At 70.0% G+C, this 15,023-nt stretch carries 14 protein-coding genes; 9 read left to right on the top strand and 5 right to left on the bottom strand.

All coding sequences use genetic code 11. From position 1 onward, the window contains the following. Positions 1 to 101 precede the first annotated feature (101 nt). Positions 102 to 1,190: a non-hydrolyzing UDP-N-acetylglucosamine 2-epimerase gene (gene wecB, locus ACSHV8_RS44645; RefSeq protein WP_436526313.1), complete on the top strand. Its 1,089-nt coding sequence runs from the start codon at positions 102 to 104 to the stop codon at positions 1,188 to 1,190. Between the two features lie 60 nt (positions 1,191 to 1,250). Here wecB and ACSHV8_RS44640 read toward each other — a convergent pair whose 3' ends face one another. Both ACSHV8_RS44640 and ACSHV8_RS44635 read right to left on the bottom strand, forming a co-directional pair. Further along, positions 1,251 to 1,838 carry a hypothetical protein gene (locus ACSHV8_RS44640; protein WP_436526311.1) on the bottom strand — a complete coding sequence of 196 codons (588 nt, stop codon included), beginning with the start codon at positions 1,836 to 1,838 and terminating at the stop codon, positions 1,251 to 1,253. Beyond that, the gene (locus tag ACSHV8_RS44635) at positions 1,831 to 3,210 is read right to left on the bottom strand and encodes a glycosyltransferase (protein WP_436526309.1); all 1,380 of its coding nucleotides are present in this window, start codon (positions 3,208 to 3,210) and stop codon (positions 1,831 to 1,833) included. Before ACSHV8_RS44635 ends, ACSHV8_RS44640 begins: the two co-directional genes overlap by 8 nt. A 538-nt stretch (positions 3,211 to 3,748) precedes the next feature. Here ACSHV8_RS44635 and ACSHV8_RS44630 point away from each other — a divergent pair. Genes ACSHV8_RS44630 through ACSHV8_RS44620 form a run of 3 tightly spaced genes read left to right on the top strand, consistent with a single transcriptional unit; the run spans position 3,749 to position 7,076 of the window. Further along, positions 3,749 to 5,371: a glycosyltransferase family 4 protein gene (locus tag ACSHV8_RS44630; protein WP_436526307.1), complete on the top strand. Its 1,623-nt coding sequence runs from the start codon at positions 3,749 to 3,751 to the stop codon at positions 5,369 to 5,371. Further along, complete coding sequence (locus ACSHV8_RS44625) at positions 5,368 to 6,564, top strand: glycosyltransferase (RefSeq protein WP_436526305.1); 1,197 nt, start codon at positions 5,368 to 5,370, stop codon at positions 6,562 to 6,564. Before ACSHV8_RS44630 ends, ACSHV8_RS44625 begins: the two co-directional genes overlap by 4 nt. Further along, the gene (locus ACSHV8_RS44620) at positions 6,561 to 7,076 is read left to right on the top strand and encodes a hypothetical protein (protein WP_436526303.1); all 516 of its coding nucleotides are present in this window, start codon (positions 6,561 to 6,563) and stop codon (positions 7,074 to 7,076) included. The genes ACSHV8_RS44625 and ACSHV8_RS44620 overlap by 4 nt, the downstream gene beginning before the upstream one ends. A 67-nt stretch (positions 7,077 to 7,143) precedes the next feature. Here ACSHV8_RS44620 and ACSHV8_RS44615 read toward each other — a convergent pair whose 3' ends face one another. Next, a complete protein-coding gene (locus tag ACSHV8_RS44615; protein ID WP_436526302.1) occupies positions 7,144 to 8,148 on the bottom strand; it encodes a Gfo/Idh/MocA family protein in 1,005 nt (334 codons plus the stop codon). Further along, positions 8,145 to 9,248, bottom strand: coding sequence for a DegT/DnrJ/EryC1/StrS family aminotransferase (locus tag ACSHV8_RS44610; RefSeq protein WP_436526300.1), 1,104 nt, complete (start codon positions 9,246 to 9,248; stop codon positions 8,145 to 8,147). Before ACSHV8_RS44610 ends, ACSHV8_RS44615 begins: the two co-directional genes overlap by 4 nt. A gap of 204 nt (positions 9,249 to 9,452) precedes the next feature. Here ACSHV8_RS44610 and ACSHV8_RS44605 point away from each other — a divergent pair, with 204 nt between their 5' ends. After that, positions 9,453 to 9,941: an NUDIX hydrolase gene (locus ACSHV8_RS44605; RefSeq protein WP_436526298.1), complete on the top strand. Its 489-nt coding sequence runs from the start codon at positions 9,453 to 9,455 to the stop codon at positions 9,939 to 9,941. A 169-nt stretch (positions 9,942 to 10,110) separates the two neighbouring features. Here ACSHV8_RS44605 and upp read toward each other — a convergent pair whose 3' ends face one another. Next, positions 10,111 to 10,743 (bottom strand): uracil phosphoribosyltransferase, encoded by a 633-nt coding sequence (upp, locus tag ACSHV8_RS44600; protein ID WP_436526296.1) that lies wholly within the window; start codon positions 10,741 to 10,743, stop codon positions 10,111 to 10,113. Between the two features lie 60 nt (positions 10,744 to 10,803). On the opposite strand from upp, the gene deoC reads away from it, so the two are divergent. From deoC to ACSHV8_RS44580, 4 genes are all read left to right on the top strand, one after another. Further along, entirely contained in the window at positions 10,804 to 11,733 is a 930-nt protein-coding gene (gene deoC / locus ACSHV8_RS44595) for a deoxyribose-phosphate aldolase (RefSeq protein WP_436526294.1), read from the top strand. 5 nt (positions 11,734 to 11,738) lie between these two features. Next, positions 11,739 to 13,163, top strand: a complete 1,425-nt coding sequence (locus ACSHV8_RS44590) for an aldehyde dehydrogenase family protein (protein ID WP_436526292.1) — start codon at positions 11,739 to 11,741, stop codon at positions 13,161 to 13,163. A 28-nt stretch (positions 13,164 to 13,191) separates the two neighbouring features. Further along, positions 13,192 to 14,007: an aldehyde dehydrogenase family protein gene (locus ACSHV8_RS44585; RefSeq protein ID WP_436526290.1), complete on the top strand. Its 816-nt coding sequence runs from the start codon at positions 13,192 to 13,194 to the stop codon at positions 14,005 to 14,007. 104 nt (positions 14,008 to 14,111) lie between these two features. Then, positions 14,112 to 14,981: a DNA primase gene (locus tag ACSHV8_RS44580; RefSeq protein ID WP_436526288.1), complete on the top strand. Its 870-nt coding sequence runs from the start codon at positions 14,112 to 14,114 to the stop codon at positions 14,979 to 14,981. Positions 14,982 to 15,023: the final 42 nt, after the last annotated feature.

The raw sequence follows: 15,023 nt of genomic DNA, 5'->3' as shown, positions 1-15,023 counted from the left end.
GTAAGCCCCCGTGTTTCACGTCAGGAGCGCCAAAGATAGCGGAAACGTTCAGCAGCTAGGGTATCCGCGAAACCCGGAGACGACCTGTGGAGAACACCATCATGAAGGTACTGAGCGTAGTCGGCGCTCGTCCCCAGCTGGTCAAGTTGGCGCCGATCGCGGCCGCCTTCGCCGGCACCCCGCACGAGCACGTGATCGTGCACACCGGGCAGCACTACGACCACAACCTGTCCGACGTGTTCTTCTCCGGGCTCGGCATCCCGGATCCGGACGTGCACCTGGGCGTCGGCTCGGGCAGCCACGGCGTGCAGACCGGCGCCGTGCTCAGCGCGATGGACCCGGTGCTGGAGCGGGAGAAGCCGGACTGGGTGCTGGTCTACGGCGACACCAACTCGACGCTGGCCGGCGCGGTCTCGGCCGTGAAGCTGCACATCCCGGTGGCCCACCTGGAGGCGGGCCTGCGCTCGTTCAACCGGGCCATGCCCGAGGAGCACAACCGGGTGCTCACCGACCACGCGGCCGACCTGCTGCTGGCGCCGACCGAGGAGGCCGTGCGCCACCTGCGCGGCGAGGGCCTGGGCGAGCGCACCCACCTGGTCGGCGACGTCATGGTCGACGTCTGCTTCAAGGTCCGCGACGACGTGCTGGCCGGCCGGGGCCAGGCGCTGGAGCTGCCCGAGGGTATCGACCCGTCCCAGCCGTACCTGGTGGCCACCCTGCACCGGGCCGAGAACACCGACGACCCGGCGCGGCTGGCCGCCCTGGTCGGCGCGCTGGCCGACCTGCCGGTGCCGGTGGCGCTGCTGGCCCACCCGCGGCTGCTGGCCCGGGCCCAGTCGCAGGGCCTCAAGCTGGCGCAGGGCGCGGTGCACCCGGGCCAGCCGCTGCCGTACTCGGCGATGGTCGCCGCGGTGCTCGGCTCGGCCGGTGTGGTGACCGACTCGGGTGGCCTGCAGAAGGAGGCCTACCTGCTGGGCAAGCCGTGCACCACGCTGCGCACCGAGACCGAGTGGGTGGAGACCCTGGCCGACGGCTGGAACCACCTCGTGCCGAACCCGGCCGAGCTGGACGCCGCCGCCTGGCGCGAGCTGGCCACCCGCCCGACGCCGTCGTTCGAGCGGGGCGCGCCCTACGGCGACGGCCGCGCCGCGCAGCGCGTCGTCGAGGTCCTGGCCGAGAACGTCCGCTGACCCACTGACGAAAAACGAGGGGGCGGCCGGTGGCCGCCCCCTCGTTCGCGTTCTACCTCGTCACTTGACCCAGGGCTTGAGGTCCAGCCCGGTCTTCGCCTCGACGCCCGGGTACCGCTTGGCGATCCGCCAGGCCAGCGGCACGACGGCCGAGTCGGCGGCGACGATCCGGTCCGCGCTCGCGAAGTCGATGCTCTTCAGCGCCCGCTTCTTGGCCCGCGAGATCAGCAGCAGCGGACGCGCCCGCTTGTACACCGGCCAGAAGACCCGGTGGTGGATGCCCTGCGACACGGCCGCCTGACCCCGCCGCGCCCGCAGCGCGGCCCGGTCGAGCACCTGCAGGCGCTCGCCCTCCCGGGTCACCTCACGGGTCTTGGTGAAGACCTTGGTCGGCACGTCGAACAGGAGCCGGCGCTCGAACCAGCGCAGCGGGTAGCCGTACATCTCGCTCTTGTCGAACACGTGGTGGACGTTGACCAGTTCGTCGTCCAGGTCGACGTCCTCCACCGTGCGGCGCTCGGTGACCAGCAGGTCGACCTGGACGCCGGCGCCGTTCAGGGCCGCGATGTAGTCCTGCACCTTGTCGCTGAGCTTGTAGGTAAGCGTCAGCAGCACCACGCGGGGCCGGCGCTCGGTCGGCTCAGCCATGGTTCACCTCCACAGCGGGGAGCGGCCGGCGCACCATGCCCCGGAGCACCTTCTCCAACGGGTCGAGCAGGATGTCCCGCTGGAAGCGGGCCGCGTACTCCCGGGCCTCGGTCTGCTGCTGCGGGGTGAGCGCGCGAGCCGCCCGGCCCGCCTCGACCATCGCCTTGGCGACCAGGCCCGGTTCCAGGCTGTCGGCCGTGAACCAGAGCGGGTAACCCTGCAGCACCTCGCGGGCGGCGATCTCGGGCGCGTGCACCGAGACGATCGGCTTGCCGGTCGCCATGTACTCGAAGATCTTGCCGGAGGTCACGTACTTACCACCGGCGGCCAGGAAGACCAGGACGTCGTTGTGCTCGTAGACGCCGGCGACCTCGGTCTTCGACACCGGGCCGCGCAGGCGCAGGCCGTGGTCCAGCTCCGGGTCGGGCGTGCCGTCCGTGTCCAGGCCCAGCAGCGGCAGGAAGCCCGCGTGGCTGCTCTGGAAGAAGCCCAGGTGACCGTGGATGTTGAGCTCGGCCCCGACCAGCTCCGGGTACTCCCGGGCCTGGCGGAACGCCTCGGCCATCTCGACCACCGGCTGCTTGCGGGTGACCGTGCCCAGGTAACCGAACCGCAGCGGCCGATCCTCGGCCGACGCCCCGGTGGCCGGGCCGACGTCGAGCAGGTCCGGGTCCCAGCCGTTGGGGACGACCATCATCCGCTCGGCCGCCTTCGGGTACCGGTCGGCGTGCCAGGACCGCAGCGCGTTGTTCACGAACACGGTGTGGTCGGCGTCGCCGATGATCCGCTGCTCCCAGTCCCACGCCGGGTGCTTGGGCGGGAACGCCGGCTGGTCGTTGAACAGGTCCAGCGTCCACGAGTCGCGGTAGTCGGCGACGTACGGAAGCCCGGTCGCCTTGCGGATCTCCCACGCCGCGGCGAACGCGGCGAACGGGTTGCCGGTGGACAGCACCGCGTCGAACGGCTCCCGGGCGTGCGCTTCGAGGGCCGTGGTCACCGAGTTGCGCGACCAGGACACGTACACCTCGGGGAAGTACCGCTCCTCGCGCCAGCGGTGCAGCCGCTGCGCGGCGTTCGGCAGGGTGCCCTGCAGCCAGCCCATGCTGTGCAGGTCGCTCTCCCACCGGGTCAGGTCCTGCTCCGGACGCTCCACGTGGATCCGCGGGTCGACGGTCTCGGAGAGCTTCTCGTCGACCGAACCGACCACGTCGTAGAGGAAGCGCAACGGCGCCGCCAGGACCGTCACGTCCCAGCCGGCCGCGGCGAAGTGGTTGGCGGTCGCGCGAGCCCGGTAAACGCCACTGGCCCGCGACGGCGGGAAGTAGAAGGCGATGTAGAGCAGCCGCGGTGCCTTCGGTCTGCTGAGGGTCATACCCTTCCTTTACGATCCATAGGCTGTGGGGGTCAGCCGGCGTGAGTAACTGGTCGATGCGGAATGCGACCCGCTCCGAGCCGATCAGTTCCCGGCGACCGGGAACGAGGCCGGGCCAGTCACCACAAAGGCATCGTAGGGCCCATGCCCCGGGACGGCTGTGACCGAGGCTTCCTTCGGGCGGTTCGGCCACGCCTTGCGGTACGCGGGGAGGCACACCTTACGGGGCGGCCGACCAGGGCCCGCTTCTCGTACATTTTGTCCCACCGGTTCGGGTCGCGCCCGGCGGCCGGCACCGCCCGGGGCCGAGCAGGGACTTCGTAGCGGCGGCATCGGCACCGGCCGGTTCGTGGGTCACGGCCCGCCGGCCCGCACGGAAATATGTGTGACCAAAACCACAGAACCACCCCGGATCGGCCCGCTCACCGGGGAACGAGCCACATGATCGCCGCGCCCGCCCTTAGCAGACGCCGCGACTACCCCGAGGGGTACCATTCCCGCGTCCCGCGCCGGACTTCGTTCACCAGGAGGATTGTCTATGCCCGCCGATCAGTCGCCGATCAAGCGTGGCCGCGTTGTCATGCTCGTCGACAATGACGTACGGGGCGATTCCCGGGTGCAGAAGGAGGCGCGGTCGATGGCCGCCGCCGGCTGGGAGGTCTTCCTGCTCGGGGAGCGCCGCGACTCACCGCTCGAGACCTGGAAGATCGGTGAGGCCGAGGTCCGGCTCGTGCCGATGGACGACAAGCTCTCGGTCCAGCCGACCGCGTGGCGCCACAGCCTGCGCCGGCCGCTCGCCTACGCGCCGGGCAAGGAGATGCCCTACCGGCTCGAACTCATCAAGACCCGGCAGGCCGACCTGACCACCCGTTTCGCCGCGCTGAACGCCAAGCGCCGGGCCGGTGGCTCCTCGGCCGCGTACGCCGTGGGCAAGGCCGCGCTGCTCCCGGTCCGGGTCACCGACAAGGTCCTGGGCCTGTGGACGCGCCTGCGGGCCCGCGAGACGATGCGCCTGCGCGCGGCCCGGCGCAACAGCAACGCGCTGCTCACCCGGATCCCGCCGTACTTCTGGAAGAAGACCATGGGCAACCGGGCCTGGCGCCGGCTCGACCCGTCGCTGTGGCAGTGGGAGCTGGCCTTCCGCAACGCCATCGACAAGCTGGAGCCGGACATCATCCACGCCAACGACTTCCGGATGCTCGGGGTCGGCGCGCGGGCCAAGCTGCGGGCCCAGGCCAAGGGCCGCAAGACCAAGCTGGTCTGGGACGCCCACGAGTACGCGCCCGGTCTGGTCCCCAAGTTCCACCGCCAGTGGCTGCCCGCGATCACCGCCCACGAGGCCGAGTTCGCGCCGTACGCGGATGCCGTGGTCACCGTCTCCCCGTCGCTGGCCGACCTCCTCAAGGAGGAGCACAAGCTGGCCACCCGGCCCAACGTCGTGATGAACGCGCCGGTGCAGGCGCCGGCGGCCGACGAGAGCGCGGCCGCGGTGTCGAACCTGCGGGCCGACTGCGGCATCGGGCCGGACGTGCCGCTGCTGGCCTACGTCGGTGGCATCACCCCGGTGCGCGGCGTCGACATCATCATCGACGCGCTGCCGCACCTGCCCGAGGTGCACCTGGCGATGGTCTCGGTGCACCCGAACGGTAAGAACCCGGCGGTCGAGCAGATCGTCGAGCGGGCCGAGTCGCTGGGCGTGGCCGACCGCGTGCACGCGCTGCCGTACGTGCCGCACTGGCAGGTGTCGGAGTACCTGAGCCCGGCCGACGCCGCCGTCAGCCCCCTGCACCACCTGCCCAACCACGAGATCGCGCTGAGCAACAAGTTCTTCGAGTACTCGCACGCCCGGCTGCCGCTGATCACCAGCGACATCCGGACGATGGCCGAGATGGTGCGCTCGACCGGGCAGGGCGAGGTCTTCAAGGCGGAGGACCTGGACGACTTCGTCCGCGTGGTCCGCCTGGTGATGGCCGACCCGGACAAGTACCGGGCCGCCTACGACCGGGACAACCTGCTGCTGAGCTGGACCTGGGAGGCCCAGGCGGCCGTGCTCGACAGCGTCTACGCCGGCCTGCTGCCGTCGGCCGCTCCGGCGCCGAAGCCGGCCGAGCCGGTCGTCGCCGCGGCTGCGGCCGAGTCGCTGCCGCAGGCCGCCCGATGACGGTGCAGCCGGGCGATCGGCACGTCACCGTCGTCACGCCCTGGTATCCGACCCAGATGTTCCCGTTCCGCGGGGCGTTCGTGCGGACCATGGTCGAGGCGACCGCGTCCGGCTGTGACTCGGTGACGGTCATCCACGGCGACCGCTGGTCGTCGCGGGTGTCCGACGCCGAGGACGCGGCCATCGTCAAGGCGCACCTGCAGCTGCTGCCCCGATCGAAGCGGACCTCGCCGACGTACGGGGGCGCCACCCTCAACTACCTGCCGGTGCCGATGCCGGTCGGCGGCGACTTCGCGTACGTCGCCAAGCGTCACGCGGCCACGCTGAACGCCGCGTTCGACGGTGCCCCGATCGACGCGGCCGTGGTCCACGTGCACGAGGCGCTGCCGAGCGGCTGGGCCGTGCTGGACAACCTGCGGCCGGAGACCAAGCTGTTCGTCACCGAGCACGCCAGCTTCCTAGAGACGCTGCTCGACGAGCCCGAGGCCCGGGAGATGTACGACAAGGTGCTGGACCGCTGCGAGCACCTGTTCGTGGTCGGCGACGGCACCCGGGACGTGCTGCTGAAGGCGCTCCCCCGGCACGCCGACAAGGTCAGCCTGGTGGCCAACCCGATCAACTTCGGCCTGCCCCGGCCGGAGCCGGTGACCGAGCTGCGGCGCTGGTTCTACGCCGGCAGCCTGATCCCCCGCAAGGGCGTCACCTGGCTGCTGGAGGCGTTCGCCAAGTGCCACGCCGAGCACCCCGAGCTGACCCTCACCATCGTCGGCGACGGCGAGCTGGGCGATGAGCTGCACGCGCGGGTCGACGAGCTCGGCCTGCAGAGCGCGGTCACCTTCCTGGGCTCGGTCGACCCGGAGATCGCCCTGCAGCTGATGCGCGAGCACGACCTGCTGGTGCACGCCAGCCGGTGGGAGAGCTTCGGCGTGACCATCGTCGAGGCCGTCGCCGCCGGGATGCCGGTGCTGGTCACCCGCTGCGGCGGCCCGGAGGAGACGCTGGCCGGCATCGAGGAGGACGCCGGCGAGCTGGTCGCCGTCGAGGAGGACGACGCCGCCCTGGTCGAGGGCTACCGGCGGCTGCGGGCCCGTTTCCCGCACGGGCTCGACCTGGCCAAGGCCCAGCGGACTCTCGACGAGCGCTACGGCTATCCGGCCGTGGCCAAGATGCATCACCGGGTGTGGTTCGAGTGAATGTTCTGTTCCTGGCCGTGGGGGCCGGTCGCCGGCGCGCGGTGGTGGAGGAGTCGGCCCGGGTGGTCGCCGCCGGTGGCACCGCCACCGTGGTGATCGCGATGGCCAAGCAGTGGAAGAACGAGACGTTCGCCCCGGGTGTGACCGTGCTCGACTCCTCGGTCCTGCACCAGGGCGAGCTGCTCTGGCGGATCGAGCGGCTGATGGTCTACCGCGGCCCCGAGTTCGTGCTGAAGCGGGCGTTCGGCCGCCGGGGCGGGTCGGCCGTCCGGGCGTACCGGAACAAGGTCGCCGACCGGTTCCACAAGCGCGCGTTCCTTCCGGTCCACAAGCGACTGCGCAAGGACGTGAGCAGCAAGCTGATCGCCAACCACATCACCCGGGCCCCGAAGCCGTACGAGTGGATCGTCGTCACCGACACGCGGTCCATGCCGGAGGCGGTGGACGTGCTGAACGAGCTCGGCCCGAGCAGCCGCATCGGGCTGGCCTGGAGCGCGGAACACCTCGCCTGAGGTCACGAACGGAAAACGGGCGGCTCTCCTCGCGGAGGCCGCCCGTTCTCGTGTCAGTCGATGTCGATCAGGAACCGCTGATCGGGATGTTCACCGTGCTGCCCTCGCGGGCCGAACGCAGCACCGCAGCGGCCACCTCGACCGTGCGCATGCCCTGCTCCAGGGTGACGATGTCGCTCTGCTTGCCCTCGACCGCGTCCCGGAACCGCTCGTGCTCGACCAGCAGCGGCTCGCGCTTCGGGATCGCGTACCGCACCATGTCGCCCTCGGCGACACCGCGGAACGCGCGCAGCGCCTCCCACTCGGTGCCGACCGCGCCGTTGGCGTAGAAGGTGAGGTCGGCGGTGAGCGTGTCGGCGATGAAGCTGCCCCGCTCGCCGGTGATCACGGTGGACCGCTCCTTGAACGGGCTCAGCCAGTTCACCAGGTGGTTCGCCATCAGGCCGCCTTCCAGGCTGGCCACGGCCGAGACCATGTCCTCGTGCGGGCGGCCGCTGCGGGACGCGGTCCGGGCCGCGACCTGCTCGTACGGACGGCCGGTGACCCACGCGGTCAGGTCGATGTCGTGGGTGGCCAGGTCCATGACCACGCCGACGTCGGCGATCCGGCCCGGGAACGGACCCTGGCGGCGGGTGACGATCTGGTAGATCTCGCCCAGCTCGCCGGCCTCCAGGCGGGACCGCAGGCTCTGCAGCGCCGGGTTGTACCGCTCGATGTGACCGACCGCGCCGACCAGGCCCTTGGCCGCGAACGCGTCGACCAGGCGGCGGGCGGCCTCGACCGAGGGGGCCAGCGGCTTCTCGATCAGGGCGTGCACGCCGGCGTCGGCCAGGCGCAGGCCCAGCTCCTCGTGCAGGCCGGTCGGCGACGCGACGACCACGTAGTCGACGCCGACCTTGAGCAGCGCCTCCAGGTCGGGGACGACCGGGACGCCGTACGGCGCGACCGCGGACGGCGACGGGTCGGCGGCGGCGACCAGCTCGACGCCGCCCAGGGAGTTCAGCACGCGGGCGTGGTTACGCCCCATCGCGCCCAGGCCGATGAGGCCGGCGCGCAACACCGTCTCGCTCATGCGCCCGCGACCTCGTTCACCGCGGCCACGATGCGCTCGAGGTCCTCGTCGGTCAGGCTCGGCATGACCGGCAGGGAGATGACCTCGCCGGCCGCCTTGTCGGTCTCCGGCAGCTTCCACGGGCCGACGCTGCCGTCCTCGGTCAGGAACGGCTTGAGGCGGTGGATCGGGATCGGGTAGTAGACGCCGCTGCCGACACCGTGCTCCTTGAGGCCGGCCTGGAACTCGTCCTGCCCGCCCTGCACGCGGATCGTGTACTGGTGGTAGACGTGGTACGCCCCCTGGTCGACCGGCGGAACGGTCACGCCCTTCAGGTTCGCGTCCAGGTAGGCGGCGTTCGAGCGGCGCTTCTCGGTCCAGCCGAGGAGCTTGCCCAGCTGCACCCGGCCGATCGCGGCGGCGACGTCGGTGAGCCGCATGTTCGCGCCGACGATCTCGTTCTGGTAGCGCTGCTCCATGCCCTGGTTGCGCAGCAGCCGCAGCTTGCGCGCGAACTCGGCGTCACCCGTGGTGATCATGCCGCCCTCGAGCGAGTGCATGTTCTTCGTCGGGTAGAAGCTGAAGCAGCCGGCGATGCCGAAGCTGCCGACCGGCTTGCCGTTCACGGCCGCGGCGTGCGCCTGGGCGGCGTCCTCCACCACGGCGAGCCCGTGCGCCTCGGCCAGCGCCATGATCTGTTCCATCTTGGCCGGGTGCCCGTACAGGTGGACCGGCATGATCGCGACGGTGCGCGTCGTGATCGCGGCGGCCGCGGCGTCCGGGTCGATGCAGAAGCTGCCCGGCTCGATGTCGACGAAGACCGGCGTGCCACCGGCCAGGCGAACCGAGTTGGCCGACGCGGCGAACGAGAACGACGGGACGATGACCTCGTCGCCCGGCTTCAGGTCGAGCGCCAGCAGCGACAGCTGCAGGGCCGACGTACCGGAGTTGACCGCGACGCAGTGGCGTCCCTCGACCAGAGCGGAGAACTCCTGCTCGAACGCGGCCACCTCGGGGCCCTGAACCACCATGCCGCTGCGGAGCACCCGGACGGCGGCCTCGATCTCTTCCTCGCCGATCACGGGACGGGCCGGTGGGATGGTTGCACGGGAGCCCGTCATGGGCCTTCCTCCTGCACAGAGAGTGACAACTCGACGACTTGCTCGTTGATCCGCGGCGAAGGCCCGGGCACTCTGCGACAGTGCGGCGATCGACCCGCCGTATCCAACGTTCAGCGCAGGCCACAGTACAGCATGGTGGGATTAGCGTCTGATTACTCTCGTCTCCACCTGATCACAGCTCTCGGAACACCGCGGAGACGCCCTATGAATGCGATCCTGGCTACGCTGGGTTATGTAATCTCATCAGACGGTATGCGCGTCCTGATGATCCGCCGGGACACCCGACCGGATGACATCCACTTCGGCTATTACAACGGTCTCGGCGGCAAATTGGAACCGGACGAGGACGTGATGGCCGGCATGCGGCGCGAGATCGCCGAGGAGTCCGGCCTGGAGTGTCACCGGCTGGACCTGGCCGGAACGATCTCCTGGCCCGGATTCGGCCGTAACGGGGAGAACTGGTTCGGCTTCGTGTTCCGGATCCCCGAATGGTCGGGCACACCACTGAGCGCGAACGACGAGGGCTCGCTGCACTGGGTCGATCGGGGCGATCTGCTGGCCGGTCGGCTGCCCATGTGGGAATCCGACCGGCACTTCCTGCCCTTGGTCTTCGCCGAGAAGCCCGAGGTCTTCCACGGAGTCATGCCGTTCGACTCCGGTCGAGCCCTCTCGTGGAACTTCTCAACCACATGACGCTCAGGTCGTACCAAATCAGGGATTTTCTTTGGTTGAAGCGCGACCAACACGCATTTCGCCCGTCGATGACGAGAGTGCGAAAAACGGCTAGCGAAGCGTGGTCGTTTTTCGTGCTCTCGTCATCGACCGGTCAGGGCGAAATGCCGCCGAGCCGGAGGCGAGGCCATCAGAACCTGCGCATGCCGCCGAATTGGCGGTCGCCCGCGTCGCCCAGTCCCGGCACGATGTAGGCCTTCTCGTTCAAGCCCTCGTCGATCGACGCGGTGATCAGGCGCAGCGGCAGGCCCGAGTTCTTCAGGCGCTCGACGCCCTCCGGGGCGGCCAGCACGCAGCAGACGATGATGTCGGTGCAGCCGCGCTCGGCCAGCAGGTTGCAGCAGTGGATGAGCGAGCCGCCGGTGGCCAGCATCGGGTCGAGGACCAGCACGGGCTGCCCGGCCAGGTCCGCCGGGAGCGACTCCATGTACGCCCGGGGCTCGTGGGTCTCCTCGTCGCGGGCCAGGCCGACGAAGCCCATCGAGGACTCGGGCAGCAGCGCCAGCGCGGCGTCGGCCATGCCCAGGCCGGCCCGGAGCACGGGCACGATGAGCGGCGGATTGGCCAGCCGGGTGCCCTCGGTCGGCGCGACCGGGGTCTCGATCGGGAACTTCTCCACGGCGAAGAGGCGGGCCGCCTCGTAGACCACCATCGTGGTGAGCTCGTGCAGGGAGGCGCGGAAGACGCCGGACTCGGTATCGGTCCGGCGCATCGCGGTGAGCCGCGTCTGGGCCAGCGGGTGATCAACTACAAGGACGTCCACGACGATCAACCTACCGTTCACTCAAGATCAACAGTCCTGAGGTCGCATAGAATCGCTTTCATGACTGCGACAGCGCCCATCGGGCTGTCCGATCTCCGCTCCTACCTGCACGGCCTCCCCGGGGTCGACAAGGTGGGGGTCGAGGCGAGGGCGGCCGCGCTCGGCACCCGATCGGTGAAGACGAGCAGCAAGGCCAAGGCCATCGACCTGGCGATCCGGATGGTCGACCTGACCACGCTCGAGGGCGCCGACACGCCCGGCAAAGTGCGCGCCCTGTGCGCCAAGGGGAGGCGGCCGGATCCGGCCGACCCGGGAGTCCCCTCGGTCGCCGCGATCTGCGTCTACCCGGCCATGGTCCCGGTCGCCGCGTCCGCGCTGGCCGGCTCCGGGGTGCACCTGGCCAGCGTGGCCACCGCGTTCCCGTCCGGCCAGGCCCCCCTCGACGTGAAGCTGGCCGACACCCGGGCCGCGGTCGCGGCCGGGGCCGACGAGGTCGACATGGTGATCAGCCGGGGCGCGTTCCTGGCCGGGGACTACGGGCGGGTGTTCGACGAGATCGTCGCGGTCAAGGAGGCGTGCGGCAGCGCGCACCTCAAGGTGATCCTGGAGACCGGCGAGCTGGCGACCTACGACAACGTCCGCCGCGCCTCCTGGCTGGCGATGCTGGCCGGCGCCGACTTCATCAAGACCTCGACCGGCAAGGTGTCGGTCAACGCGACGCTGCCGATCACGCTGGTCATGCTCGAAGCGGTGCGCGACTTCCGTGCCAAGTTCGGGCGGCAGATCGGCGTCAAACCGGCCGGCGGCATCAAGAACACCAAGGACGCCATCAAGTACCTGGTGCTCATCAACGAGACCGTCGGCGACGACTGGCTGAGCCCGGACTGGTTCCGGTTCGGCGCGTCCTCGCTGCTCAACGACCTGCTGATGCAGCGCACCAAGTTGGCTACCGGGCATTACTCCGGCCCTGACTACTTCACCCTGGACTGAGGCCGATGTTCGAATACGCTCCCGCGCCCGAGTCACGTTCGGTCGTCTCCGTCGACTCCTCCTACGGGCTCTTCATCGACGGTTCCTTCGAGCCGGCCAAGGAGGGCGGCACCTTCAAGACGGTCAACCCGGCGACCGAGGAGGTCCTCGCCGAGGTCGCTCTCGGCACTGCCGAGGACGTGGACCGTGCGGTGGCCGCGGCCCGGCGCGCCTTCGGGCCGTGGTCCGCGCTGCCCGGGGCCGAACGCGCCAAGTATCTGTTCCGCATTGCTCGGATAATTCAGGAAAGATCACGCGAACTGGCGGTTCTCGAATCGCTGGACAACGGCAAGCCGATCAAGGAGTCCCGCGACGTCGACCTGCCCCTGGTCGCCGCGCACTTCTTCTACTACGCGGGCTGGGCCGACAAGCTGCCCTACGCCGGCTTCGGGCCGGACCCCCGGCCGCTCGGCGTGGCCGGCCAGGTCATCCCCTGGAACTTCCCGCTGCTGATGCTGGCCTGGAAGATCGCGCCCGCGCTGGCCACCGGCAACACCGTGGTGCTCAAGCCGGCCGAGACCACCCCGCTCTCCGCGCTCTTCTTCGCCGACATCTGCCGGCAGGCCGAGCTGCCGCCGGGCGTGGTCAACATCGTCACCGGCGCCGGCGACACCGGGGCCTACCTGGTCGCCCACCCGGATGTGGACAAGGTCGCGTTCACCGGCTCGACCGAGGTGGGCCGGGAGATCGCCCGCACGGTGGCCGGCACCGGCAAGCGGCTCACCCTGGAGCTGGGCGGCAAGGCGGCCAACATCGTCTTCGACGACGCGCCGATCGACCAGGCGGTCGAGGGGATCGTCAACGGGATCTTCTTCAACCAGGGGCACGTGTGCTGCGCCGGGTCGCGGCTGCTCGTACAGGAATCGGCTTTTGATCTTGTCTTGGAGTCGTTGAAACGGCGGATGGCGACGCTGCGCGTCGGTGACCCGCTGGACAAGAACACCGACATCGGCGCGATCAACTCGGCGGCCCAGTTGGCCCGTATTTCGGAATTGTCGGAAATCGGGGCATCGGAGGGAGCCGAGCGCTGGTCGCCGCCCTGCGAACTGCCCGACCGCGGATTCTGGTTCGCCCCGACGATCTTCACCGGGGTGACCCAGGCGCACCGGATCGCCCGCGAGGAGATCTTCGGCCCGGTCCTGTCCGTGCTCACGTTCCGCACCCCGGCCGAGGCGATCGAAAAGGCCAACAACACGCCGTACGGACTCTCCGCCGGCATCTGGTCCGAGAAGGGCTCCCGCATCCTCGCCGTCGCCGACAAGCTGCGCGCCGGGGTGGTCTGGGCCAACACGTTCAACAAGTTCGACCCGGCGTCGCCGTTCGGCGGCTACAAGGAGTCCGGCTACGGCCGCGAGGGTGGCCGTCACGGCCTGGAGGCGTACCTTGCCTAAGTCATCTTCATCGAAGGTTGCGGAACCGGTGGCGCCCGCGCGCCTCACCGTCCGCAAGACCTACAAGCTCTACATCGGCGGCAAGTTCCCCCGCAGCGAGTCAGGACGGACGTTCGTGGCAGACGGCGACAACGTGGCCCTCGCCTCGCGCAAGGACGCCCGCGACGCGGTGGTCGCCGCGCGGGCCGCGCAACCGGGATGGGCCGGCGCCACCGCGTACAACCGGGGCCAGGTGCTCTACCGCATCGCCGAGATGCTTGAGGCCCGGCGGGCCGAGTTCGCCGCGCTCGGCGTCACCGGCGACGAACTGGACGCCGCGATCGACCGCTGGGTCTGGTACGCGGGCTGGTCCGACAAGATCGCCCAGGTCGTCGGCGGGGCCAACCCGGTGGCCGGCCCGTTCTTCAACATCTCCGCACCCGAGCCGACCGGCGTGGTCGCGATCGTCGCCCCGGCCGGGCTGCTCGGCCTGGTCAGCGTGATCGCCCCGGCCGTGGTCACCGGCAACACCGCGGTCGTGCTGACCCCGGACCCGCAGATCGCGATCACCCTGGCCGAGATCCTCGCCACCTCGGACGTGCCCGGAGGTGTCGTCAACATCCTCACCGGGAAGTACGCGGAGACCGCACCCTGGCTGGCCGCGCACGCCGACGTGAACGCGCTCGATCTGACCGGGGTCGAGCACGGCGAGCTGGCAGCCGAGCTGGAACGGGCCGCCGCCGGGACCCTCAAGCGGGTGCTGCGCCCACCGGCCGGCGGAACCGACTTCACCGGGGACCCCGGGCTCCGGTCGATGACCGCGCTGCTCGAGACCAAGACGGTGTGGCATCCGAAGGGTTATTGAGAAACGGGAGAGGGGACGGGGCCGTTGTCACACAGCGTTGCGGACTAGGGTATGTGCCGGTAGTCACCCGTCCCGCCCATCCCAGATCAACCCGGAGGTCAACCGTGACCAGCCAGTCCGACGAGCCCGAGGCGTCCGCGCCGGTGGCCGAGAAGTCCTCGACGGAAGGACTCAACGGGCGTGAGCTCTGGGAGCAGGCGCGCGTCGAGCCGATCGAGGTCGCGCTCCCGGGTGGTGTCGGCCTGACCCTCCGGGCGTACCGGAAGGCTTCCGAGCTGACCCCGACCGAGATCGAGGTCGAGGAGGACGACCCGTTCGACTCGCGCAAGCGCGCCGCCCTCGACGAGGACGGCGAAGAAGGCGTGATCGTCGACGAGGAGTACGAGGCCCTTCTGGCCGAGGACGACGAGGACGAGAAGCAGGAAGACTCCGACGAGGAGACCGACTCCGACGACGACAAAGAGGAGGCGAAGGCCCAGTCGGACGACGAGGAAGTACCCATGTTCCTCAGTCACAAGGGCCGGTTGCTCGCCTTCAAGAACGCCGAAGCGCTGGTCTCCTTCATTCGTTCGGGTGCTCCCCACGATCTCGCACAATTGGACAGCTGGGGCGACCTCGCCGAGCGGGTACAGTCGAGCGACATCGACCCGCTGCCGGAGGAGCGCTACGAACTCGACCTCGTGGTGGAGAACCTGCGCGGCGGTCACGACACGTGGGATCTGCCCCTGCTCATCGCCGCCGGGGAGGTGGGCCGGGACCTCGGGCACGCCCTCCGGCTCAAGCCGGTGATCCTGGCGCTGTCGCCCGGTTCCCCGCTCGACGACCTCGACGACTCCCTTCGTGCCGCGGAAAACGGTGGTATGGGCGGTTTCTTCGGTCGTCGCCGGCTGAAGAAGATCGGTGCACAACAGGCGAGTCTCGGCTGGCGGTCGGTCATCAGCAAGATCTCTGCTGCTGTGGACTGGCGTGACTGACCGATTACCAGGGAACATCAGTCCTTGGCCACAGAGAAGCAC

The organism is Actinoplanes sp. HUAS TT8 (assembly GCF_051380535.1).
Taxonomy (GTDB): domain Bacteria; phylum Actinomycetota; class Actinomycetes; order Mycobacteriales; family Micromonosporaceae; genus Actinoplanes.
The sequence above is the reverse complement of the archived record's forward strand: the minus strand, read 5'-3'. Positions and strand labels throughout refer to the sequence as shown.

Excerpts from the sequence above, each read along its gene's own strand:
- ACSHV8_RS44605 (WP_436526298.1), top strand. The coding sequence starts at position 9,453 with ATGAATGCGATCCTGGCTACGCTGGGTTATGTAATCTCATCAGACGGT.
- deoC (WP_436526294.1), top strand. The coding sequence starts at position 10,804 with ATGACTGCGACAGCGCCCATCGGGCTGTCCGATCTCCGCTCCTACCTG.
- ACSHV8_RS44590 (WP_436526292.1), top strand. The coding sequence starts at position 11,739 with ATGTTCGAATACGCTCCCGCGCCCGAGTCACGTTCGGTCGTCTCCGTC.
- ACSHV8_RS44615 (WP_436526302.1), bottom strand. The coding sequence starts at position 8,148 with ATGAGCGAGACGGTGTTGCGCGCCGGCCTCATCGGCCTGGGCGCGATG.
- ACSHV8_RS44640 (WP_436526311.1), bottom strand. The coding sequence starts at position 1,838 with ATGGCTGAGCCGACCGAGCGCCGGCCCCGCGTGGTGCTGCTGACGCTT.
- ACSHV8_RS44625 (WP_436526305.1), top strand. The coding sequence starts at position 5,368 with ATGACGGTGCAGCCGGGCGATCGGCACGTCACCGTCGTCACGCCCTGG.
- ACSHV8_RS44610 (WP_436526300.1), bottom strand. The coding sequence starts at position 9,248 with ATGACGGGCTCCCGTGCAACCATCCCACCGGCCCGTCCCGTGATCGGC.
- ACSHV8_RS44630 (WP_436526307.1), top strand. The coding sequence starts at position 3,749 with ATGCCCGCCGATCAGTCGCCGATCAAGCGTGGCCGCGTTGTCATGCTC.
- wecB (WP_436526313.1), top strand. The coding sequence starts at position 102 with ATGAAGGTACTGAGCGTAGTCGGCGCTCGTCCCCAGCTGGTCAAGTTG.
- ACSHV8_RS44635 (WP_436526309.1), bottom strand. The coding sequence starts at position 3,210 with ATGACCCTCAGCAGACCGAAGGCACCGCGGCTGCTCTACATCGCCTTC.